Source organism: Methylophilus sp. OH31 (assembly GCF_000576615.1).
Taxonomy (GTDB): domain Bacteria; phylum Pseudomonadota; class Gammaproteobacteria; order Burkholderiales; family Methylophilaceae; genus Methylophilus.
On the sequence record NZ_BAUS01000001.1, the window covers coordinates 303041 to 326708 of the forward strand.

Genomic DNA, 23668 nt, shown 5'->3' on the forward strand with positions numbered 1-23668 from the left:
GCTTTGATTCCATTTTTGAAATTTATTATGTATATTTCAGTTATTCACAATATGAATATTTAAATGCGCTACGACCTGAATCTATTACGAGTATTTATCGCCTTAATGGAAGAGCGCAGTGTGACGCGCGCGGCTGACCGGCTGGGCATCACGCAGCCTGCATTGTCGAATGCATTGAACCGCCTGCGGGAAATACTCCAGGATCCATTATTTATCCGTGAACGTTATGGCATGCAGCCGACACAGAAAGCGGAGGCATTGGCGCCAGTAATTATGGAGGCGATTGGGCAACTGGATGAAATCGTCCTCGAACAGCAGGCCTTTGACCCGGCCAGTGCCAATCTGTTATTCACGATCGCCCCTAATAGCTATGTGGAGTATGTGCTGATTCCGGCAGTCGTGGCCAAGCTGCGCGTACTGGCCCCAGGCATCAAGCTGCGCATTATTCCTTACGGCAATGACCTTGCTGAAACCGGGGTGATTTCAGGTAGCACGGCGCTGGTCATGGGGCGTTTCGTCGACCCGCCAGACAACCTGATTGTGCAGCACCTGATGGATGACAGGCTGGCTTGTGTGGTGCGCGCCGACCACCCGACCATAGGCAATGAGATCAGCAAAACGCAATATGAACAATTGAAACACGTGAATGTGCTACCACCAGGGCGCATGCGCGCAGGATTGTTTCAGGCGTTGGACCGGCAGGGCTTAAAACGTGAAGTGGCGGTGTCGGTCACGCATTTTCTTTCGGTACCAGAAGTGATCTCCGTCACCGATTATTGCACCACACTGCCGATCCAGATTTGCCGCCGCCTGGCCAATGATACGCGCTTAAAAATATTGCCAACGCCAGTTGACCTGGGCACTTTCCCGGTGGATATCGCCTGGCATGTCAGATACCGGCATGATCCCGTGCATCGCTGGCTACGGTCATTAATTGAAGAAGTGGCACGTACGCTCTAACAATGGCTAGGCGGCATCAATCAGGCCATGCTTCATGGCCAGCCGCACCATTTCCACCGGGCTGTTCACCGACAGTTTCTGCTTGATCAAAGTGTAATAGTTAGCCACGGTCTTCTGGCTGATTTTAAGCATATCGGCCACCTCTTCCACGCGCTTGCCTTCGGCCAACAGGCGGAATACTTCGAACTCGCGTGACGTCAATTGCTGCAAGGGATTGCTTTCGCCAATCAAGGTTTGCAAGGCGACTTTCTGCGCTACATCCTGGCTTAAAAACGTGCGGCCTTTGGCCACATCCAGCACCGCCTGCACCAAATCCTCTGCCACACCGGTTTTAGTCACATAGCCCTTCACACCAGTTTTAAGTGCCTGCGCGGCAAACGACACCGCCTCGTGCATGGAGAAAATCACGATTCTGGCTTGCGGATAGCGCTGCAAAATACGTTTAGCGGCCTCCAGGCCGCCCATGCCAGGCATGGAAATATCCATCAGCATGACATCAGGCAAGATCTCGCCATAGACTTGGTACGCTGATTCCCCGGTATCTGCCTCGGCCACGATTTCAATCGACTTATGGCTTTCGAGCAAACGACGCAACCCTGAACGCACCACGCTGTGGTCATCCACCAACACTACCTTAACTGTCATGTCACTGCTTCCTGAAAACCTTCTGTTGTGTGAAAACGGACCTCAATACGCGTGCCCTGCCCTGGCGCACTCGTAATGTTCATGCTACCCATCAAGCCCTCTACCCGCTCCTGCATACCCGCCAGACCATAACCGCGACTTTGCACACTGGTATCAAACCCGCGTCCGTCATCCTCCACCAGCAGATACAGGCCCTGCTCACTTTCAGTCACCTCTATCGTCACGCGTGTCGCAGCGGCATGCTTGCTGATGTTGGTCAGGCATTCCTGCAAAATTCGGTAGATCGTCACCGACACCGATTCATCATGTTGGCTCAGGTGGTTGGAAATCGCATTCACCACCATGATGCCGCGGTTACGGTCATGCCAGTGATGAATCAACTCGGCCAGCGCCAGGCTCAACCCCAACTCATCCAGCACACGCGGGCGCAAGCGCGCCAGGATATCCTGTATGGTCACCATCATTTGCCGTGTGATCTGTGCAATCGCCTGCGCGCTTTCGCGTGCCACACTGAGTTTTTTCGCCGCCACCAGCGCACTGGCATCCACATGCACCGCGGTCAGGTATTGGCCGATTTCATCATGCAGGTCACGCGCCAGCTTTTTACGTTCTTCTTCCTGCAAGTGGATAATCTGCTGCGTTAAACGATGGTTGTTGCGGATACTTTGCTCCAGCGTGCTGGCCATGCTGTTGAACTTGTCACTGATCTCACTCAGCTCAATCTGCTCAAACCCAGGCAAGCGACTTTGATATTCACCGCGCTCAATCTGGTTCAAACCATGAATAATCTGTTTCACTGGCTTAAATGTCGCGCGCACCGTCCAATAAACAAACAACAATACGCTGAGACCAAACAGGCCGACAATTGCCAGCAAACCAGAGGTGTCATCCCAAATTTCGCGCAACTCAAAACTCGGGTCTGGTGTAATGACCAGCTCGCCGATAAAGCGCCCGTTTAAAATAATATTCTTGCGTTTGGGTTCATTGAGCACGCTGGAAATATCCAGCAGGCGTACAAACCACGCGGGGGGCTCTTCACCGGTAGGGACCAATCGTGTCGAGCGGTTAGACTCACGCAAGCGGCCATTCATATCAAAAAAATCCACTTTTAAATGGCGGATATTGGTCAACTCATCCAGCCTGAACAGATTGGTTTGACCATTTTCACTGTGATTCAACCAGCCAAAATCTGTCATGTAATGCGCAATTTCCGCATCCAGCAAATGAATCACCAGGTTGGTGCTTGAGTCCACCTCAGCCAATACGTCTTCGCGCGCATTTTTCACCACGGACACTGCCCAGGTCAGCAATAAGCCGAGCAATAACAAGGTAATGATCAGGTTAAGTTTGAACTGAAGGCTGAGAGATTTCATCATGCTGTGTGGATTTTAAAGTCGATCGCCCAAAAACTATCGGGAATTTTTCCCGATTCATACCCCTGGCATGCAGGGATACCACGCATTATAGGCGGACTAGCGAATCACCACACCCCAAGGCAAGGTGCCCACCGGAATATCCTTTAAGCGCTGATTCGTTTGCGTATCAATGACAGACACGCTATGACTGCGGCCATTGGCGACATACAGTTTTTTGCCATCTGGCGTCAGTGCCATATTCCACGGCCGTTGCCCCACCGCGATAGTGGCAATCACCTGACGGCTGGCCGTATCAATCACGCTAATATTATGGTCGCCGCCGTTGCTGACATAAATGCGGCTGCCATCGGCATTAACCTTGACACCATTAGAGCGCAAGCCGACTTTGATATTGGCATGCACTTTCCAGTCACTGGTGGAGACAATTTCCAGCAAATTTGCCGCTTCGTTGGCGACATAAGCCCATTTGCTGTCCAGGCTGAAGCCCACGCCGCGCGGATGCTTGGTGGCAGCAATCAAATGTTCGGATTTGAGTGATGTCAGATTGATCACATCCACATCATTGCTTTCTTCATTGCTCGCCAATAACCACCGCTGATCAGGCGAAAATACACAGTGCTCAGGGTTTCTGCCCTGGGTATGAATAGTGTGTTTGACCTTGTTGGTCTGCAGGTCTACCAGCGCCACCGCATTTTCCTCTTCCAGGCAGGCCGCCAGCAGCTTGCCATCCGGCGAAATATCGATGCCCTCAGGTTCGTCGCCGACCTTGATCAAGGCGACTTGCCTGCCTTGTTGGGTATCCACCACAGCTACCGCATTTTTATCGCGCACCACGACATACAAATTTTGATTGCCAGGGTGTACGGCGGCGGCCTGAACTTTTTTACCGAACTGGCCCTTGGCTGGCAGGCGCTTCACCACCTCATCGGTACTGGTATCAATGACCGACACCGTGCCATCTTTTTCATTGGGCACATAGGCGAAAGCTTGGGAGAAAACTGAGAAAGACGTAGTGGCCAAGGCCGTTGTCAATAGAAGCTGTTGCAGTATTTTTTGCATAGAGTGTCCTTCAAAAAAATCGACCAGTTGCTGCAACAACTGGCCTGAACATGGAGATATACTTTATGCAAATCAATTAAATTAAGTCATTTAAATTGATAATTGCATATTAAGCATGCTGCGACTGCCCCAATAGCGGCAGCCTTCCCGATTTCATCGGGATTTACTCCCGATGAACTGACCAAACGCCCGCGGCTGTGAACCGACGGCAACCGTTGCTTTAATAAGCAGGCGTTCACTGTCGATGATGGCAATAACGTTATCCATCCAGCTGGCCACCAACACCTGCTGGTGCTCAGCATCAAAAGCAATGCCTTCCGGCGTGCCCGGCACACGAATCTTGCGAATGGTTTGCCGCGTTGCCAGATCAATCACGCTCACGCTATCGTCACCCGTATTACTGACAAACAAGCGTTGCCCGCGATGGTCCGGTGTGGCGCAATACGGGTGATCGCCCGTATTCAGCGTCGCCAGTACCTGTTGAGTGCGCGTATCCATCACGCTGACCGTATTTGAATACACATTCACCACAAATAATTGCTGGCCATCCGGACTTAAACTCAATCCAAATGGATGCTTGCCAACGTTGACCCGATGACGCGCTTTGTTGCTGTGGGTATCAATCACACTGATATCGTCACTGTCGCGATTGGCAACATACAAAGTGCTACCATCCAGACTCAATTGCAGGCCGCCAGGTGCTTGCCCGACCGGAATATTTGCCAGTACCTGCCCGCTATCTGCAGCCACGACCAGCAAAGTGTCGTGATACCAGTCAGCCACATACAAACGGTCACTCGTTTTACTCACGGCCAACCCGACTGGCGCAATCGGTAAATCAATCGTACGTATCACTTGCTGATGCTGCATATCGATGACCGACAATGAGTGGCCTTCAACATTGCTTACATATACTTTTTGCTGTTGCTGATCGACCGCCACGCCAACCGGCGACTTGCCCACTGCCAGGGTATGCAGCACGGTGCGCTGCTGCATATCGACCACCGACACCGTGTGATCACCCTGGTTGGTGATATAAGCAAGCTCTGCTGCTTGCCCATGCAGAACCATACAGGCCAACCATAACCCGGCAAATATTTGAAAGTATGGGCGTGCAGACGCCATGCTGGACGCCTTCCGAAAAAACATACTTCTCCTCGCGTATGGTCTTTGAGCGATGTTCAACTATAGGTGTTTATCTGTCTTAAAACGTCAGACAGTATCCTGCAACTGGCAGGGATTTTTTCACGGCAGTGAGGCTAGGAAGCAGATACTCTTTGCGCAAAATGGGCATTAATCGCCGCCATATCCAGCGCTTGCCACATATGCAGATGATGTTGCAGCTCGTGGGCATGCATGGCGCCATGCATCATATCGATCACGACACGCTCACGGATCACCATAAGTGCGGGCACCTGCGTCACCTGAAAGTTGGCGGCCAGATCTGTCGCCACATCCACATCGGCCGTTGCGAATAGAACAGAGGGCGTTTGCGCAGCTACCTCAGCAAATACCGGGGTAAACACCTGGCAAGGGTCACACCAGCTAGCAGTAAATAGCACCACCATAAAATCATGATTAGCCACCTGCTGATTAAAGGCAGCCTGGCTGTTTAATGCGCAAATATTCTTTGTATTCATAAGGGTTCTCTGAAAGAATTAACGACTGATGGTAGACGTCTGATTACACTCAGCGTCCAGTGTTGCGGCCCGGCTATGCTTTGCGAACAGCCGAGCTCTGCGACCGGCACCTGCGCACTCAACACATGGCGGGTATGGTCTGCCGTTTGCACTTGCATAAACCAGCGATCCACCCACACCTCAACCTGTGCTGAGGCGTCCTGTTCAATGCTGACAGCGGACAGTTGCAGCGACACCAGTTGACCGCCATGTGCCAGACATAGACTGTCATCGGTTTCGACCAGCGTGACCTCACTGTTTTCACTGGCAGCCATGGCCGGGGTAGTGGCCAGGAATATCCAGGCACTGACAGCAACCAGCAAGCGTATGCGAGTCATCATGCTGGCTAACTGATTCAGGCGCACACGCTTGTACCCATGCGTTTAAACAAAGGACGCAAATGTGCGCAGATCTTGTTGCGCCAGCCACTGCTATTGACCGCTGCATTCTGGCGACCATCTTTCAGGCCTTGCAAGCCGTCTTTGACAAAACTGTCGACCGCACTTTTGGCTGACTCATCATCCTGCCCGGCTGGCGGTTCATTGCCGGTAAAGGCGCGGTAATAGCGTGCTGTCCAGACCACCTTGGCATTGCTGCCATCGGCCACCACCTTGATTTTGCCATTCAAGGAGCTGACAGGTAGCGCTTCCAGGTCAATGTCGCCCGACAGGCGATAAGCCACCGTCATGTCTGCGGCAGAAACCTCATCGATTTCCTGTAATAAATGCTTGCCGTTTTTGAGGGTAATTTTTTGCTGCTTGTCGTTGACTGCCTCGCAGGCCGTCACTTGTGGATGCCATTGCGCCAGTGCACAAGGCGCGCTGATACGCTTCCATACGGCATCGGCTGCCGCATTCACCTGAATGGATTCATCGGTTTTCTGTGGTGTCGGGCCATGCGCCCAGGCATTTGCACTCATTAATCCAATCAGTAATAAAGACCACTTCATTGTTGCTCCTTCTCTAAAAAACTAAACGTGTTGTTTACTTAAAATCTGTTGTTCACTGAAAACTTTTAGTGACTGCGCAGCCTGATGCCAGACCAGCGTCGCGCCAACCACTTGACCCAGCGACTACCGGAAAATGTCAGCAGCAGGTACAGCAGCCAGCAAACTATCGCCGGCACGGCCAGCCAAGGCCTGAGGTCGGTATCGGCCCAGCGCCAGGCAGTCATGCCCAAGCCAGTCGCCCAACTGCTGCTTTGCGCTGACTGCTCCAGACGCACATAATTCAGGCCAGTGGTGTTAGCCAGGCGTTGCAGGTTCTGTTCATCCAGTGCCGAGAGGTGCGCATTATTCAGCAAATCAGTCCCCGGGCCGTGACCGGCATTGCGGTCATGCTGGCCCTGCTCCATCGCCAGTACCGACAAAGTCTCAGCCATGCCAAAGTTGCCGAAACGCTGCACTTCTTCCTGTTCCCAATAGCCGGAAACCGCATTCTTTTCATCCAGCTTGGGGATTTTGCTGGCGACTGGCTTGCCCATGCCGACCAGGTATCCCTGCACATCGCCTGGTTTACCGGCATAGCTGGGCATATATTTGGGGTTAGCAGGTGGCGCCTGCTGGCCATCAGTGAAAAACATCACGCGTATCTGCTTGCCTAATTCCGGTGCCTGCTCCAGGGCGTTGTACAAACCATGCGCGATAAACGAATCCGCAGCCCAGGCCATGCGCCAGTCCATGCTGGCAACCGTTTGGTCCAGCGCGGCGAAATGGGCGCAGACCTCAACTGGCTCCACCACATTCACCACATTGCGTTCGGTAAACATCCCCAGCGCCACCCGTGAACCACAAGGCAAGGCCGATAAGGTTTTGCGTATACTTTGCTTGGCTATTTGCAAGCGACTGACACTTTTACCAGCCACCTGGTAATCAGGCACATTCATGCTTTGCGTGATATCCACCACGAAATACCAGTCATAAACGCGATTGGGTAGCATTAGATGTGGCCGGAATAAGATCGTGGTAAGTAATACAAACGTCACAATCAAACACACCTTGCGCCAGGCTTGCAGCCTGGACCCTTCACCAGACCAGCCACCCGCCAACGTGTTTAAACTCGCTCGCCATGCCGTAAAAGACCACAATTGCATCAGGGCATGCCTCTAGGATTACCCGGCATGGCTGGCCAGCCACTTGGCTCTTCTTCGGCCTTGATCTGCTCATCTTCATATTGCTGCGGCCCGGACATGCCATGCGTAGTCGGCGCAAGGCGCAAGGCCAGGTGATAGTTATATTTCACCTCAGACCAGTCCGGCTCCGCCCGTAGTGCTTTCTGGTAGCTTTCCTTGGCCAGTGCCACCAGCGGGCCAGCCTCATCCCAGGCCGGTAATCCACGTTGTTCCAGCAAGCGGATCGCTGTGCGCAGGTAAATATTGCCCGAATTAAAATAGGCTTGTTGACGTAGCGGGTCACCTTCAGGCACCTTGCTAATCAGCGCGGCGAATTCCGATAATGCCTGTTCGGGCTTAACCTGGTTGTCATAAAACACCGCATTGGCAAACAAGGCCTGCGGCGTCTGGTTTGCACCAAGCAAGGTATTTTCAATCAACACATGCGGTTGCAGGCTGCGACGATAGACTTCAGCCTGATAGATATCTATCGCTTGCCTGATCAGCATCACCACTGAAATTAATATCAATAGCCCTGCCCATAACACGCCACGCCGCAGGACGCCTGCCAGTTTTTTATTCATGCCTGCCACCGTTTCAATTCCAATGCATACAAACACATCAAACACACCGCCGCCAGCCACGCCATGCCATAGGCATACTGGCTTAAATCTTGTCGCGACACAGGCTCAAGATATCTGGTCGGTTTATTTTTCAGTGTAGAGATATCGCGCACCGCGGCCATCACCGCTTGCGGGTTTTCAGCTTCATACACGCGGTAAGGCACATTTAGGGTCTGGAAATATTCATGCAGGGCATACTCAGGGTAGGCATCAATATTTTCGCCTTCTGCCAGGCTTTGCTTAAGGCTGACGCCACTCTCTGAGCGTAGATAAATCCAGTACAGCGAAGCCTTCTGGCGCATAAACATGGCGCGTAACATATCCTGCGTTTTACCATCCAGATGCGCGCCACCGTCCGACACCAGCACCATGGCGCGTGCGCCGGTGACTGGCTGGTCCGCAAAGTAATCCAGTGCCATACCCAAGCCACGCGCCACGGCGGTAAAGCCCATGCCACCGGCTTCGGTGGCATCCAGTGCCGCCTGCACAAACTCACGGTCATTGCCCAGTGGTGCCGCCAGAATTGGGGAAGTACTGAAAGTCACCATGCCCATTAAATCATCATGCCCTTGTGCGACCAGCGTTTTAAGGACCTTGCGGGCGACTTCCATCTTGGGCACGCGTGCTTGTGCATCGTCACCTTTTTTCACAAATGGCTCATTCATGCTGGCACTGCGGTCCAGCACGATCATGACATGCGCACCACGTCCTATCTTTTCGACATATTGCGATTTCAGGTAAGGGCCGGTGAGCGCCAGACTCAAGGCCAGTATCAATAGACTTAATGCCATCTTCCACAGGCGATCCAGCCAGGCAGATAGCGGATCTGCGGGTAACCCTTGTAACGCCGGATGCGGGAAATTCATTTGCCCGCGCAATACCCATGGCAATACGGCCAAAGGTAACAATAGCAATGGCCAGAAATCCGTCAGCCCCCAGTGCTCATTAAAGCCTGAAGCCAGTAATACGGTTTGCGCGCCTTCTTCCCACATGCTCAGGAAATCTCCACCTGGCTTAAGGTTTTGGCGAGCTGTTTCAACTCACTCAGTGACAAAGACACTGGTTGACCGGCAAAAAAAGTTTGCTGAACATTGTGGTAAAAATCCTGCAACTTGTCGCGATAAGGTGTGATGGCTGATTGGCTGGCCAGCAGCCTGGGCAAATTTTCTGCGGTGACGGCGTAACCGGCAAATTGATCGACTGCGCGACTGATCAGGCGCATGGCCTGCATACGCGTTTCATCTTGGTCTTGCTTGAAGCGACGGATACCATGCCACGCCTGCCTGAACGGCATGCGTTTTTCCTGCGGAAACTGGATCCAGCCCAGATACCAGGCAAAGTAAACCAGGCCTGAACCCAACAGAAGAAACCAAGCAGCCAGTTGCCACAGTTGAGTGGAGAGCGGCCACTCGGGCAATGGCGCATCCGGGTAAAGTTTGACGTGCTCGGCATCAATACGCGCTGGCAGCAGGCTGGAAACAATGACTTTGTCAGCAGGGATATCTATCGTCAGGCGTTGCTGGTCACGTTTAAATTGCAGGTGCAGGCTTTTCAGCGGCAAGGTTTTCACCGTGTCACCTGCCACAAATATCTGCCAGTCGATATCGAGTTGGATCAGGCGTTCAGCTTTGCTGTCACTGTTAGTCCAGTGTGCTTTCCTGAGTTCTATGGCTTCATTTTGTGCTGGCGCTGGTAGACTGGCAGGATCCAGTTCAAAGCCTGGCGGCACATGCAGCTTAATATGTTGCCGAGCAATACTGCCCAGGGTGTAATCGGCTTCACGAGTATGGCTTTCGGCGCGTGGCTTAAAATTAGCATCGTTCGCATATGATGATTGCATCACAGCCAGCCACAGCAGGCTACCTACCAGTTTCAACAACCTTTTATGTTTTTGCCCATGCATTGCATGCAATCCCATAGTCATGACATGCTCTCCATCAAATGACGACTCACTTCTTCTGCTCGCCAGCCCGGCTTTAACCACAAGGGAGCGCGCGTACCAGCTGTTAAAAATCGTGCATTGAGTGACTTTTTTTGCTGTTTTGCATGGTCGGCGATCTGCTGGTGCAACTTACGCCTCAACATCCAGCTGCGTTCTTCACCGGTTTCCATATCGCGCAGGCGTGCCCAGCCAAAGCTGGGTAAACCCGCTGTCGCGGTACGGTCGCGTAGAACAACCGGAATCACATCGTGATGCTGTCCAGCTTGCAGGGTCTGTTGCAACAAGACATCCGGCCAGTAAAAGTCAGACAACAGGAAAACCAGCGCGCGTTGCGAACCTAGCGACATGAGCGTTTCCGGGATAGCGTTGGCACTGCGGCCATCAGCACGACTCATTGTTTCTGCCTGCTGCCAGTAACGTGTGATCTGTTGTGCCACGGCCTGTGCTGTGCCTGGTTGAAAACTGGGCAATACTTGCAATGCCAGTTGTTCGTGATCATCTGCCGCGCGCATGCCAAACGCGTCGCCTTGCCGGTTGGCAGACCAGGCCAGTGAAGAGACAAACTCTGTCACCTGCTGGCGCATATTGGCCTCGCCCTGGAAAAACATGGAGCTGGAGACATCGATAATCGCATAGACCCTTACAGCAGCGCGTTCCAGATAGGTTCTCACCAGCCATTGCCTGGGTACAGTGCGCACGCTGGCGCGGATATCGATGCGTTTCGGGTCAGGGCACGCCAGCAACGAGGCAAACCCGGCAAAGTCACTGCCATTGCCATGGTGCGTAGTGAGCGTTGCCCCGGCGTGGTATGACTTGGAGCGCCAGTTGATATTGTAAAAAAACTGGCTTGGCTCAAACGCAGCCTGCAGCTGCGACGATGATGAACTCATCTCAGAAGCATTCGCCGTGGGTACTGACAGGATAGTCATAAAGATAAAAACAGACTGCCACCAGACTTAAGGGGCAGACACCTTGTCCAGAACCGCTTGCAATAACAGTGGCGCCAGTCGTGCGTGTTGCAGGGCATAAGCGCCATTGAAGAATACGCGATGCGTCATGACAAATGGCCACACGGCACGGATATCGTCCGGCGTTAAATAATCACGGCCTTCTATCCAGGCACGGGTACGCGCACTGCGCATGAGCATGGCGGTACCGCGCGGGCTGGCACCGCCAGCCAGCAAGCGTGACATATCGACATCGGGTAACTGGATGCCGGCTGCTGCCGGGTCTTTTAGCGCACGCCATAAATCAACGGCATACTCCTGCAATCCAATTTCGGCCCGGACTGAATTCTGTATGGTTTCCGCGACCAGGTTTAACTGGTCGTAAGGCGTTAATCCGGCGGGCAGTGTCGCAATCAGCGCATCCACATCATAAAAACGAGTATCAAACATCAATGCCCGCTGCAGGTCATGCGCATCCGGCGCCTGCACCGAGATTTCCATCAAGAAGCGATCACGCGCGGCAGCCGGGATTTCAAAGGTTTCTTCACGCTCCAGGCGGTTGCGGTCAGCAAACACCGTCAGGTGTGGGAAACGGTATTCGCGGTTGAATGCATTGACTGAACGTTCAGCCATCAAGCGTAAAAACAGGGCATGTGCCTGCGGACGGGCGCGGTTGATTTCGTTAAAGAAAAATACCGCCAGGGCTTCATCGTGCTGTAATAATGGGCCAGGTTTAACCGCCGCCTGACCTTGCTCATTGATATAAGCATGGTAAAGAAAATCGCTAGGCATCAAATCAATGGCGCCTTCTATCCGCTGATAACCGCCGCCCAATAGTTGGGCTGCTGCGCGTAACAGCGTGGTTTTACCTACGCCGACATCGCCTTCCAGCAACACGTGCCCACGTGAAAAAATCGCAATAGTCAGTGCGCGCGTTTGCTCCGGCATGCCCAGCACCACAGTGTTAATGGCCTGTTCAAATGCTAGGGCGCGCTCACGCCAGGCGGCTAATTCAATTTTATTTTCCATACACCATCCATGATTCAGAATGAAACAGGCCACTGTCGACTGCATACAATCGACACCGGTTTGCCACATGCATTGAGGGGGCGAAACTGACACCGGAAACGATGCCAGTTTCCTAGGGGGGAATTAAGATTACTTCACGTCAAACACGAAATTGCCGCTGGATTTGGCATTCGCAATGCGTTTTGCGTTGCGTGCGTCCATGGCTTTGATGGATTCCTCTTGCTTGTTGAGTTCTACCGGATCATGTTTCGGGTCATATTTGGAACCCGCAATTTTTTCCGGATAGCCAGGTTTGGCTTCCCAGCAGTTTCCTGGCTCTTTACAACTTTGACCGTCGTAAGCCAGCGCCTGATTTGACACCGCAAACACACTGGCAACAGCCAGTAATGCCAATACGTGTTTCATCACTTTCTCCTTAATCATAAATTAGCTGGTGTATTGTTTTCGATTAACGGATTGCCCACCAGCCTAACAATCCGATAATGGGCTTAACCGTGTGGCGCAGCGCCACCGTTTTTAAGGTTTTCTTCGGCCTGGTGACGGATCCAGGCAATCACATGCAGGATCTCATCAACCGTCATACGGCCCTGTTGTGGCCCCATCATGCCGGCAGCGCCACCATAAATGGTTTCAAAGATGCCTTTGTCGGTTTCATTTTTAGGATAAGTCCAGTAATCGTCAGCCAGTGCTGGTCCCAACTTGCCTTCAGCCAGGTGACCGTGGCAGCCGGAACAGGCGGTAGAGAAAATGGTGTAGCCTTTTTTAATCTCTTCCTCATTGCCGCGATATGGGTTTTCACCGGTTGCCATGAAATGCTTGGCTTCAGGCGTGAAGGTTTCATCTTCCATCGGCGCAAGGTCCAGCACATCGCCGGACAGCGTGCCGCGGAACTCGATCGCCGGGCCATCCTTCAGTACCACTTTCGCTGGCGCAGTTTTGCTGGCACCCTGGGTTTGCGCAGAGGTGTCATCTTTGGCGCACGCCACGGTAAAAAAAGTCGCCATGACCAGGCCAGAGATGCCGAACGCCATCGCCAGCTGTTGTTTCACGCGGCGCAACGGCATGGCCTGCGATTGAGATTGTTGAGATTCTTTCAATTCAAACTCCAAAAACTAATTAATCTAGATTGTGATTTACTGAAGGTTCAGCAGAGGAATACCTTCCTCTTTGAGAATGGCGGTGATTTCCGTCCCGTGTTTTTCAATGACGCCATTCAGGGCCTGTACCAGCTCAGGGCGTTTCTTGCTCACGCCCATGACCACGTCGTAATGCATGGGGATTTTTTCACCGTTGGTTTTTTTGGCGTTGTCTTCCACCATCACCATTTTCAATGGCACTTCAGAGGCACGTACATAGCGCGCGGCTTCCGGCGCCCACAGCATGGCCATATGCAGATGCATGTTGGCGACATCATTCACCAGGCGGGAAGGTTCAACATGCACATAGCGATTACGTGTTGACTGGAAATTCTGGATCTCGGTGAAGTAATCAAACATGTCATCAAAGCGGTTAATCTGCAGCAACATGTTTTTACCCGGGCTATCCGGCATGACGCCGATACGGAAATTCTTTTCCTTGAGGTAAGGATGATCCCAGGAAGTGACGTCGATTTCGCGATCTACACGGGTGACAAACACGTAAGAAGAACGGTAATAAGGCTTGGTGACCAGCACACGCGGATCGTTAGGGTCAGTGCCTATCAGCACATCACATTTGCCTTCTTCCATGTCCTTTTGCAGGGTTAACGGGTTGGTCCACCAGAAATAATTGACGGGGACATTCAGTGTTTTGCCAATGACAGCAGCGATCTTATTTTCAAAGCCTTGTTTCTGGTCATTGGAAAAAGGTAATTCGGATTTACCGGCACAAATATTCAGTGCTTCGGCAGCGAGTGTGGGCAATGCAAACACACTCAGGGTCAAGGACAAGCAGACGCTCAACCAGGTACGACTATTCTTTTTAACTTCAGCAAACATTTGTTCTCTTCTCCATTAGAGAGAACAGGATGACCGGCCATCCTTGCGTCTGACGGCCATCCTGCACACTACATCAACAGGTTTACTGTATGAATTACAGGCTAAACACCATCAGGCCACCGCCCATTTGTGTGTGGTTTTGCAGTTCTTTGAACGCACCAACCGCACCCAAACCAGCGCTAGGGTCTGTCAGGTCAAACACCAGACCAACACCTGGCCAGCCGCCTACACCGTACATGCTGCCAACGTACTGTTTACCCTTGAAGGAGTAAGTCATAGGAGATCCGATACCACCGGATGGCATCTTGAAGTTCCACAACTCTTTACCGTCTTTGTTATCCAAGGCTTTCAGGTAACCATCAAGCGTTGCGTACCAAACCAAACCGCCTTTGGTATACAAAGTACCGCCCCAAGCTGCGAATTTCTCCCACTTGGTCCATTTTGCTTTACCAGTGGTCAAGTCAAACGCACGGATCTGACCCATTTCTTTCTTGGTTGGGCCGTTAGGACCAGGGTACATCGCCAGCGTTGCACCAACGAAGAACTGACCTGCACGGTATGGCAGCATGAACGGCTCCCAATCCATACAAATGTGGTTCAGGCCAGCGTACAAGGTACGACTTTCTGGATCGTAAGAGTCAACACCCTGGTTGTGGAAGCCCATCGCTGATGGACAAATGTTGGTACCTTTGTGGTCCATACGCGTTGCAAACTCAGGATCACGTACTGGTGTACCGGTTTTCAGGTCCACTTTCTTGAACACGTTTACAGCAGGGTCGACTTTTTCAGCGACGATCAGGCTGCCGTTTTCACGGTTCAGTGTGTACAGGATACCGTTACGGTCGATGTGGCTCAGCAGCGGCGTCACTTTGCCGTTGACTGGCTGGTCAGTCAGCACCATCTGGTTAACACCAGCAAAATCCCACTCATCGTGAGGCGTTTTCTGGTAACCCCATTTAGCCATACCGGTGTCAAGGTCGCGACCCCAGATCGTCATGGTCCACTTGTTGTCACCAGGACGCATGGTTTCGTTCCATGGTGCCGGGTTGCCTGAACCGTAGTAGAACAGGTTCAATTTAGGGTCATAGGCATACCAGCCCCAGTTTGTACCGCCACCGATTTTCCAGGCATCGCCTTCCCAGGTTTTTGTACCCAGGCCGAATTGACCGTAGTGTGGATTGTCTTTGTTGAAGTCTTTAGCCAGACGCACAGAGTCATCAGAACCGGTTGCGAATGCACGCCATTTCAACTCACCTGTTTTCAGGTCGAAGGCGTTAACCGCGCCACGTACACCCAGCTCAGCACCTGAACAACCCATCAGGATAGTGTCTTTAGCCACGAAAGGTGCCTGTGTCAGTGTAGAACCCACTTTTGGATCACATACTTCCACTTCCCAGTTGGTTTTACCGGTTTTTGCATCCAACGCCAGCAAATGACCATTGGCTTGTTTCTTGATGATTTGACCAGCGCCGTATGCCAACCCGCGGTCAACCACATCACAGCACATCACTGCTTTGGTTGAAGCATCTTGCTTAGGCTTGTGCTGCCAAACAATTTTGCCTGGATCGTTCAGGTTCAGGGCGTATGTATTGTTTGGGAAAGCAGAGTGGATGTACATCATGTCACCAATGACCAGTGGCGCACCTTCGTGACCATTCAGTACACCGGTGGAGAATGACCACGCAGCTTTCACATTTTTTACGTTGGATTTGTTGATTTGAGCCAATGGGCTGTTGTGCTGGCTATAATAGCCACCAGTTGCGATTGGCCAGGCACCAGGTGTGTTAACCTGCTTGTCCAGCTCTGCATCTGCCATGGCCAGGCCAGAAAAGCTTGCAAACAAGCCCCCGACCAAAGCGCCAAGAATGGCGCTAGATGATGTTACTTTCATACTATCTCCTAATCTCTCAAGAATGAGTTTCACGTGGTGTTGCGACATCCCCCCGAATGCCGCACTGCACGACCTGAATTGTTAATAATTTGTAACAAAGGCAATAGATGAATGATTCCCTATCATTGCTTCAACAATTCATTCATGCAGACCGGTCATATAAGGGAATTTTTCACGGGGCAGTTGATTGAGATGTGGTCTATAGTGGCGCAGATTCACACAAGGCGGGAGCAAGTTGGCTGCCGCCATATAGCTTCACAGCGTTTGGTCACTCAGTCATGCATTCTTATCAACGATCTATGCCAGTTATTACTGCTCTACACAAACTCGGCAAATTAAGCCGGGCCAGCCAGGACACGCTCATTGTGATGACGGGCGTGCTGCTGACGTTTGTCTGTGCATCTGAATTCGACCTGGCCGAGCGCGTCAACACCTGGTTACTGACCTATGAATATGCGCAACTGGACGAGGTCCCGCTCACCTTGTTTGTGTTTGTGTTATTGAGCGTCTGGTTCAGCCAGCGCCGCATGCGGGAAATTCATGCTGAAATCCAGCGCAGAAAACACACAGAAGCCCAATTAAGCAGCAGCCAGCAACTGTATAAAACGCTGTTCGATGGCGACCTGACCGGTAATGTGGTGCTGGATATTGATGGCAATATCGGCATGCACAATCGTGCATTTGACCGTATCTGCCGCCCGCTGAATGATGACAAAAACGCCTGCGTACTGTTTTCATTTGATTGGCCAACCTTTGTATCGCAACTGCAATACCACCAGGAGCTCAATTTCAACAAGCTGCAAATCCGGCGACCAGATGGTCTGCCCTGCTATGTGGGCGCGCGCTTTGTCTATGTGCCGGCAGCAGAGCGCAAACCGGCACAAATTCACGGTTACCTGGTCGACATGACCGAGCAATGCCTGGTGGAACTTGACCTTGAACGCACCTTGAAAGAAAACCGTGTGCTGGCGCGCCATGCCATGCAGATGCAAGAGCAGGAGCGTAAATATATCGCCAGCGAGATTCATGACGAAACGGGTCAATATTTGACGGCGATTCGTATGGATGCACTGACCTTGCAAAAAAGTAATCCTGATCAGGCCCATGTGATTGCAGTGAGGATTGCCTCCAACACCCAGCATGTGCAGCAGTCCATACGTGCGCTGATTAAGCATCTACGGCCACCGGCACTTGATTCGTTAGGCCTGATTGGCGCCGTTGAGCGCCTGGTCAATGACTGGAAGAAACTCAATCCGTCCATCGACTGCCACCTCACACTGGATACCAGCGAACAGACATTGAACGAAGACACCAATATTGTTGCTTTTCGCGTTGTGCAGGAAGCGCTGACCAATATTGCACGCCACGCTCATGCCAGCGAAGTGTGGATAGATATCCATATCATCAAGCGCCAGGACAAAGCCATGCTGCAAATCGAAATCCGTGATAACGGCAAAGGCATGGATACCACGCAGGCAACCGAAGGCGTCGGCCTGGTCGGCATGCGCGAGCGTATCGAGTCGCTGCAAGGCAGCTTCAAACTCATGAGCGGCTTGCAGGCTGGCACCCTGATTACCGGCCTGCTGCCACTCAACACCAGCAAGCAGGTACGCCCTGCTGCATCCTTATTGTCAAACCCGGGAGTAAACGACTATGCAACCCCTTAAATGGCTAAGCCTGATTGCACTGATGATGCCGCTGGCATTGTCTGCAAAAGATCTGCAAACAGAAGAACAACCTTTTTTGCAGGCCTATAGTGGCCAGTCGCGCCAGTTTGTAGAAGAGCAACTAGGCAAACCGGTCAAAAAAGAAATGGCAGTGAAACCACACAACGCAGACCAGATTTTGCAACAACAACAGCAAGCAGCCCCTGGTGCTGGCGAACAGATTGAGATGTGGTATTACCGCGGCAAGATTCAATATGCGCCAAACAAGTTTTTCAATACTGCCGAGCTCACCTTTGCCAACGACAAATGTGTGAACATCACCTTTGCCAATAAAAAATAAGGCGCACGCAGACCCATGGCAAAAGTAATGATCGCGGATGACCATGCCATGCTCAGGCAGGGCTTGCGCACCATGCTGGAACAGGCAAACCACCAGGTTTCTGCGGATGCGCTAAGTGGTGAAGAGGCCTGCCTGCTGGTAGAGAAAAATCACCCTGACCTGCTGATCCTGGACCTGGATATGCCAGGCATCGGTGGCCTGGAAACCCTGAAGCGCATTTTGCATCGCAAACCGCAAATGCGGGTGCTGATTTTCAGCATGCATGATGACTGCATCTACGCCACGCGCGCCATTCAAGCGGGTGCACGCGGTTACGTGACCAAAACAGAACCGCCGGAAGTCGTTCTGGAAGCGGTACAGAAGATTCTCAAAGGCGGACGTTATATCAATAACGAGCTAGCGCAGAGTTTGTCCATGTATCACCTGGAAAGTCAGGAAAATCCGATCCAGAAATTATCCCCACGCGAATTTGAAGTCTTTCGTCGCATCGCCCAGGGCGAGGCGCTGGCAGCCATCGCCAAAGGCATGCATATCGGCTATAAAACAGTGGCCAATATCCAGACCAGCGTGCGGCAAAAACTGGGCGTGGAAACCACCGGCCAGGTGGTGCATATCGCCGTGCGCTTCGGCATTATCAAAGGCCTGTAATCAGGTCATTCGCCATGATTCTGATTATTGCCCGCAAAGAACTCCGCAGCCTGTTTGCCACCCCCATGGGCTGGCTGATTCTGGCCATTTTCCAGGCCATTGTCGGCACCTATTACAGCCTGAGTTTTAACCAGTATTTTGAAATCATGCGCAGTGCACAATGGCAGGTGCAGCGCATCGGCATCACCCAGTTTATGGCAGAAGGTGTGTTTGGCGTCGCCGCAATATTAATGCTGTTTGTGGTGCCACTGGTATCGATGAAACTGATTAGCGAAGAACGCAAAAACCAGACCATGGCCTTGCTGATGAGCGCGCCGTTGAGCATGAGTGAGCTTATTTTAGGCAAGCTGCTGGGTATCGTCACCTACCTCAGCATACTGATTATCAGTATGGTGCTCATGATTGCCATGCTGTTACCCTGGGCAGAAATTGACCTGCCTTACCTGCTCACACATGCCTTGGGACTGTGGTTGCTGGTGGTAGCCAGCAGTGCATTGGGACTATATGTGTCCTGCCTGACGGCGAATCCAATCCTGGCGGCATTTTGCAGCATGACAGCCCTCTCCGTCTGTTTGCTACTGGACAAGTTTTTTAGTGACAATCGCCAGGCGCTGTTTCATGACCTATCCCTGATGCAGCACTACCGCCAATTCTCATTGGGCATACTCAACAGCTACGACATATTGTTTTTCGTGCTGTTCGCGCTGTTTTTTGTGCTGCTTTCTATCCGCCGCTTACATGCTGACCGACTTTATGGATAACCTCCGGCAACACGCCTCAATCAAACACTGGCTGGCGAGTGCAGCACACTGGTGGCAACACCGCCTGGCGGTGCCTGCCTTGCTGCTGCTCACGCTAGCACTGGGCGTGCTCGCCTGGCAGTTCCATATCATGGCGGATACGACGCACAATCACCGCAACACCTTATCTGCAGCCAGTATCCAGGTGCTACAACATTTACCAGGCACCATCGAAATCACCGCTTTTTGCAGTAATAGCCCTTACAAAGGGCGTTATTTCAGAAAGTCGATCACCTCGCTGCTGCAGCGTTATCAATACCTGCATGCAGACTTACGTGTGCAATTTATTGACCCAGCCACCTCACCGACCCTGGCCCGCGAGCAGCAGATCAAAAAAGAAGGCGAAATGATCATCCGCTATCGCGGCCAAGAAAAGCGCATGTATTTGCCATACACCGAAGAAGCGTTTACCAATGTATTGCTACAACTACAGCATGGTGAACGCGCGCCACTATTATTTGCCAGCGGACAGGGTGAACCCGCACTGGACAACACCTCTGCCAGTGGTGGCAGCCAGCTAGCACAAGCCATACAAGCAGCCGGTTTACAGGTAATGGCGAGCACATCGCTGACTTATGTCGCGAGTAAAAGCAAACCATTACCCACCCTGGTGCTGGCAGGCGCCACACAGGCTTATACACCCGCCCAGGCAGCCGCCATCAAAGCCCATCTTACCCAGGGTGGTAACCTGGTCTGGCTGGTCGACTCAGCACACACACAAGGCCTGCAAGCGCTGGCTGAAGGGTTAAGCCTCGATATCAGCCCCGGCATGGTCATCGACCCGGCCAATCGCCAGTTCGATATTCCGTTGCATGCCTTGAGTACACAGCGCTATGCCGCACAAGGCCCGACCCAGGAGTTTGCCCTGCGCACCTTTTTTGAGGAGGTACATGCCATCCAGCGCATGCGCCAGCCAAATGATACATGGCGTACGCTACCACTAGTTGCAGCGGCAGAGCATGGCTGGGTCAGCGCAAGTTATCGCCCTGGGCAGTCAACAGCGCTGCCTGCGTTTAATGCCGACACAGATATGCAGGGGCCTGCCACGGTGATGCTGGCCTTAGAAAAAGAACGGGCCACGGGCGAGCATCAACGTATTCTGGTCATCGGCAGCCGACAGTTTTTTAGCAACAGTCAGTTACAGCGTGGTGGCAATCTGGCGCTCAGCATGCAAAGCCTGCAATGGGTGGTCAATAATCAGCCTAGCATCAGTTTGCCGGTCACCCCATTAAGAGATAGCGTGATTGCCCTGCCATCGACACAGACCTGGCTGATCTTGTTATTTAACAGCTTTCAGTTTGGCTTGCCAGCCCTGTTACTGTGGGCAGGCTGGTTGCGCTGGCGCAGAAAACAGCAACATTAAAACCATCGCCGTCCCATTTTGCGCGGATTTGGGAACAACTCGCACCCAATAAAAAACCCCGGCAAGCCGGGGTTTTCGCAAGGTTACTCGCTGAATTACAGGCCAGACAATCCTTTTTCAATCGCTTGATTATGATGTGCTGGCTGCTCAGTCGTCTCAGACACTGGCGAAGCCACGGCTGATTCCGGTTTTGCCTCAGCAGGTGCCACAGGCACTGCCGGCGCAGTCGTCGCACCACTATCCAGGGTCAATTTGGAAAAGTCACCGTAGAACTCCACTTTAGCGTCTTTGCGCAAGGCAGACACTTCATTCTTGATCACCGTTTGCTGATTAGAGTTCACCAGGAATTGCTGGATCACAGGTTTGGCTTTTTCCAGATCTACCGGTTGGCGGTCAACTTTGGCCAAAAATAGCAGCACCAAGGCCTGAGGGCTTTTCACCACCAGCGTATCGCCCGCTTTCAAGGTGTTCAGTTTTTTCAGCAGTTCCAAAGGCAGTTGTTCAGCCGCTTTACGGCTGGCATTGGCACTAAACACATAGTTATTGTCTTTTAACCATTTGGCCAAGTCATCTGCCGTTTTCGCGGCGCTAATCCCGGCCTCAATGTCGCTGGCATGTTCATTGCCATCTTTGACTGCAAACTCCTGGATCACATACACATTACGCTCGCTGAATAATTCAGGATGTGTGTCGTAAAACTTCTTGATGTCATCCGCAGCCGGCGCTGCTTGTTTGGCCGCTACCTTTTGCATGTAAGCCTGTGCCAGCACCTGTTGTTTGGTCGCTTCCAGCACTTGCAGTACATTCGGATCACGGTCCAGTTTTTCGTCCACAGACTTCTGCTTGAGCAACTCCAGATCGACCATTTGTTGCAATACTTTTTCAGAAGCAGCCTTGACTTGTGACTGATCCAGCTTACCCAGTTTGGATAAGGCAAAATTCAATTGATGCACGGTAATTTCACTGCCGTTCACTTTGGCCACGACTTGTGACCCGGCTTTGGCCGCGTCATCATGTTTACTGCACCCGGCCATCACCAGCATCAGTGCTGGCACAATTAATGCGATTTTTTTCATCATCACCCTTTAATATTTTGGTATTTTTTGTGTTCTGTTGCGACAGTTCGCCAAACTAATTACGGCCTCCCTCAGGCCTGTCTTTAGCGGTCATTGTCAAAATTTTCAAAACACATGCTAACACACTCTTGTTACCAATATTGCCAGTGACCAGTGTATACCACCCAAACACCGAGTACGGCATTGGTGGTCACATGGGCAAGGATTGATACCCAGAGCACCTGGAAACGACGGTATAACCAGGCATATACCAGTCCTGCCAACAGCCCGGCTAACCAGAGCTGATGTTCCACTGCAAATAATACGCTACTTACTGCAATTGCATAAGCCGTCACGCGCGCAGGAGAGACCGACATAAAGTCGGCACTATCCAGCCTGCGCATTACATATGACCGCCAGAACAGCTCTTCAATCACCGGCACTACCAATGCCGAACCACTCCAGCGACAAATTAACCAGAAAATATCGGCGCTGCTCTGCATCGGCATGGCAACCGTATGGCTCGCTCCATGTCCACCCAGCCAGGCGGGATAAGGCGCAATCCACAGTAAGAAGACCAGCCAACCAGCCAGCAGCGCGATTAAGGCTTGGTTAAACGTGGGTGTCACACGCAGTTCGAGGTAATCGCGGCGGAAATATAACAGCAGGCACAAGGCCGATAGACTGCGCAGCAAATAGGTGGGTTCTGCGCCGATGCCTAACCAGGACAACGCCATTGCCAGCCATGGCTCGGCCGCCAGTAATAAGATAAACCCGGCAAACGGGTAAATACGGGCACGCTCATGCCGGGTAAACCAAGAATCAAGTAAAGCAGTCATTGCGCCAGCCGATCATCAAAAAGCACAGGCCTCGCCTAAAAAGTGGTCAAGGCGTTGCTATTGTATCAACTTTATTTTCCAGTAGCTGCGTCTGCTTACCCTGCACAATATTTTCCAGTTCTACCCGTTTGAGCTGAAAAAATGGCTCTGCGCGCAAGAAGCGCTGATAAGCCCCGGCATCCGCGTACAAATTGACCAGGTCATGGCCGTAGCTATACAAGCGGCTATTTTTTTCTTCACACGCCACCAGTTGCTGGTGAGTGGCACTCACTTTGGTCACCAGACCCTTACGTTGGCCGTCATTGGTAGCCAGATCGGCTTTCGCGACCTTGAGTTGTTGCTCGGTGGTTTCCAGGCGTTGCGCCTGCTCGGCCAACTGCGCCTGCAATTGCTGCACCTGCGCCGACAATGCGTCTTTTTCCTGACCTAACTTCTGCTTATCGGACTCTAGCTGCTGGTTACGCCTGACCTGGCCCTGCAGTTTGGCCGAATGTGCTTTCTGCGAACTCTGTGCCTCACCCAGTGCTTGTGACAGGCCTTTTTTCTCCTGCTCAAACTGGGTCTGCATGGCCGATTTCTCGGTTTCCAGATCCTGCTTCATTTTCTGCATCAATATGGCCGCGCGCTTGGCGGCTTTATCCTGCTTTTCGGCGGCGACAGCATTCAGCTGCATGCCTAATAGCAGGATACTCATCATGATCACAAGACTCTGTTTCATCA

General features: G+C 52.1%; 26 protein-coding genes. 6 read left to right on the forward strand and 20 right to left on the reverse strand.

What is annotated here, in order from left to right; translation table 11 throughout:
- The first annotated feature begins 63 nt into the window (after positions 1 to 63).
- Positions 64 to 960 (forward strand): LysR family transcriptional regulator, encoded by an 897-nt coding sequence (locus OH31_RS01300; protein ID WP_024929318.1) that lies wholly within the window; start codon positions 64 to 66, stop codon positions 958 to 960.
- Positions 961 to 966: 6 nt separating this feature from the next.
- On the opposite strand, the gene OH31_RS01305 is transcribed toward OH31_RS01300, so the two are convergent.
- The 17 genes from OH31_RS01305 to OH31_RS01385 form a co-directional block, all read right to left on the reverse strand.
- Positions 967 to 1605, reverse strand: a complete 639-nt coding sequence (locus tag OH31_RS01305) for a response regulator transcription factor (protein WP_024929319.1) — start codon at positions 1603 to 1605, stop codon at positions 967 to 969.
- Positions 1602 to 2981 carry an ATP-binding protein gene (locus OH31_RS01310; RefSeq protein WP_024929320.1) on the reverse strand — a complete coding sequence of 460 codons (1380 nt, stop codon included), beginning with the start codon at positions 2979 to 2981 and terminating at the stop codon, positions 1602 to 1604. Before OH31_RS01310 ends, OH31_RS01305 begins: the two co-directional genes overlap by 4 nt.
- Positions 2982 to 3077: 96 nt before the next feature.
- On the reverse strand, positions 3078 to 4040 hold the full coding sequence (locus tag OH31_RS01315; protein WP_024929321.1) for a beta-propeller fold lactonase family protein: 963 nt from the start codon (positions 4038 to 4040) through the stop codon (positions 3078 to 3080).
- A 153-nt stretch (positions 4041 to 4193) separates the two neighbouring features.
- Positions 4194 to 5165 carry a cytochrome D1 domain-containing protein gene (locus OH31_RS01320; RefSeq protein ID WP_024929322.1) on the reverse strand — a complete coding sequence of 324 codons (972 nt, stop codon included), beginning with the start codon at positions 5163 to 5165 and terminating at the stop codon, positions 4194 to 4196.
- A 134-nt stretch (positions 5166 to 5299) separates the two neighbouring features.
- Positions 5300 to 5680, reverse strand: coding sequence for a thioredoxin family protein (locus OH31_RS01325; protein WP_024929323.1), 381 nt, complete (start codon positions 5678 to 5680; stop codon positions 5300 to 5302).
- Positions 5677 to 6060 (reverse strand): hypothetical protein, encoded by a 384-nt coding sequence (locus OH31_RS01330; RefSeq protein WP_242402158.1) that lies wholly within the window; start codon positions 6058 to 6060, stop codon positions 5677 to 5679. The genes OH31_RS01325 and OH31_RS01330 overlap by 4 nt, the downstream gene beginning before the upstream one ends.
- Positions 6061 to 6074: 14 nt before the next feature.
- Entirely contained in the window at positions 6075 to 6668 is a 594-nt protein-coding gene (locus tag OH31_RS01335; RefSeq protein WP_024929325.1) for an SRPBCC family protein, read from the reverse strand.
- 65 nt (positions 6669 to 6733) lie between these two features.
- A complete protein-coding gene (locus OH31_RS01340) occupies positions 6734 to 7810 on the reverse strand; it encodes a vWA domain-containing protein (RefSeq protein WP_024929326.1) in 1077 nt (358 codons plus the stop codon).
- The gene (locus tag OH31_RS01345; RefSeq protein WP_024929327.1) at positions 7810 to 8412 is read right to left on the reverse strand and encodes a hypothetical protein; all 603 of its coding nucleotides are present in this window, start codon (positions 8410 to 8412) and stop codon (positions 7810 to 7812) included. Before OH31_RS01345 ends, OH31_RS01340 begins: the two co-directional genes overlap by 1 nt.
- Positions 8409 to 9443 carry a VWA domain-containing protein gene (locus tag OH31_RS01350; RefSeq protein WP_024929328.1) on the reverse strand — a complete coding sequence of 345 codons (1035 nt, stop codon included), beginning with the start codon at positions 9441 to 9443 and terminating at the stop codon, positions 8409 to 8411. The genes OH31_RS01345 and OH31_RS01350 overlap by 4 nt, the downstream gene beginning before the upstream one ends.
- A 2-nt stretch (positions 9444 to 9445) precedes the next feature.
- The gene (locus tag OH31_RS01355; RefSeq protein ID WP_024929329.1) at positions 9446 to 10375 is read right to left on the reverse strand and encodes a hypothetical protein; all 930 of its coding nucleotides are present in this window, start codon (positions 10373 to 10375) and stop codon (positions 9446 to 9448) included.
- Positions 10372 to 11283: a DUF58 domain-containing protein gene (locus OH31_RS01360; RefSeq protein WP_024929330.1), complete on the reverse strand. Its 912-nt coding sequence runs from the start codon at positions 11281 to 11283 to the stop codon at positions 10372 to 10374. The genes OH31_RS01355 and OH31_RS01360 overlap by 4 nt, the downstream gene beginning before the upstream one ends.
- Positions 11284 to 11349: 66 nt before the next feature.
- Positions 11350 to 12369, reverse strand: a complete 1020-nt coding sequence (locus OH31_RS01365; protein ID WP_024929331.1) for a MoxR family ATPase — start codon at positions 12367 to 12369, stop codon at positions 11350 to 11352.
- Between the two features lie 129 nt (positions 12370 to 12498).
- Positions 12499 to 12774 (reverse strand): methanol dehydrogenase [cytochrome c] subunit, encoded by a 276-nt coding sequence (locus OH31_RS01370; RefSeq protein WP_024929332.1) that lies wholly within the window; start codon positions 12772 to 12774, stop codon positions 12499 to 12501.
- Between the two features lie 83 nt (positions 12775 to 12857).
- Complete coding sequence (gene moxG, locus OH31_RS01375; RefSeq protein WP_024929333.1) at positions 12858 to 13433, reverse strand: cytochrome c(L), periplasmic; 576 nt, start codon at positions 13431 to 13433, stop codon at positions 12858 to 12860.
- A 69-nt stretch (positions 13434 to 13502) separates the two neighbouring features.
- A complete protein-coding gene (gene moxJ / locus OH31_RS01380; protein ID WP_024929334.1) occupies positions 13503 to 14345 on the reverse strand; it encodes a methanol oxidation system protein MoxJ in 843 nt (280 codons plus the stop codon).
- Positions 14346 to 14439: 94 nt separating this feature from the next.
- A complete protein-coding gene (locus OH31_RS01385; protein ID WP_024929335.1) occupies positions 14440 to 16236 on the reverse strand; it encodes a methanol/ethanol family PQQ-dependent dehydrogenase in 1797 nt (598 codons plus the stop codon).
- 299 nt (positions 16237 to 16535) lie between these two features.
- Between OH31_RS01385 and OH31_RS01390 the strand changes: the two genes are divergently transcribed.
- From OH31_RS01390 to OH31_RS01410, 5 genes are read left to right on the forward strand one after another with little or no spacing between them, the layout of a single operon-like run.
- On the forward strand, positions 16536 to 17903 hold the full coding sequence (locus tag OH31_RS01390) for a histidine kinase (RefSeq protein WP_024929336.1): 1368 nt from the start codon (positions 16536 to 16538) through the stop codon (positions 17901 to 17903).
- Complete coding sequence (locus tag OH31_RS01395; protein ID WP_019883040.1) at positions 17890 to 18243, forward strand: hypothetical protein; 354 nt, start codon at positions 17890 to 17892, stop codon at positions 18241 to 18243. The genes OH31_RS01390 and OH31_RS01395 overlap by 14 nt, the downstream gene beginning before the upstream one ends.
- 15 nt (positions 18244 to 18258) lie before the next feature.
- Entirely contained in the window at positions 18259 to 18891 is a 633-nt protein-coding gene (locus OH31_RS01400; RefSeq protein WP_019915176.1) for a response regulator transcription factor, read from the forward strand.
- Positions 18892 to 18905: 14 nt separating this feature from the next.
- Complete coding sequence (locus OH31_RS01405; protein WP_024929337.1) at positions 18906 to 19652, forward strand: ABC transporter permease; 747 nt, start codon at positions 18906 to 18908, stop codon at positions 19650 to 19652.
- Positions 19630 to 21054 (forward strand): GldG family protein, encoded by a 1425-nt coding sequence (locus OH31_RS01410; RefSeq protein WP_024929338.1) that lies wholly within the window; start codon positions 19630 to 19632, stop codon positions 21052 to 21054. Before OH31_RS01405 ends, OH31_RS01410 begins: the two co-directional genes overlap by 23 nt.
- A 95-nt stretch (positions 21055 to 21149) precedes the next feature.
- On the opposite strand, the gene OH31_RS01415 is transcribed toward OH31_RS01410, so the two are convergent.
- The 3 genes from OH31_RS01415 to OH31_RS01425 form a co-directional block, all read right to left on the reverse strand.
- On the reverse strand, positions 21150 to 22133 hold the full coding sequence (locus tag OH31_RS01415; protein WP_242402159.1) for an EpsD family peptidyl-prolyl cis-trans isomerase: 984 nt from the start codon (positions 22131 to 22133) through the stop codon (positions 21150 to 21152).
- Positions 22134 to 22261: 128 nt separating this feature from the next.
- Entirely contained in the window at positions 22262 to 22948 is a 687-nt protein-coding gene (locus tag OH31_RS01420; RefSeq protein ID WP_024929340.1) for a CAAX prenyl protease-related protein, read from the reverse strand.
- 46 nt (positions 22949 to 22994) lie between these two features.
- A complete protein-coding gene (locus OH31_RS01425) occupies positions 22995 to 23666 on the reverse strand; it encodes a hypothetical protein (protein ID WP_024929341.1) in 672 nt (223 codons plus the stop codon).
- Positions 23667 to 23668 lie beyond the last annotated feature (2 nt).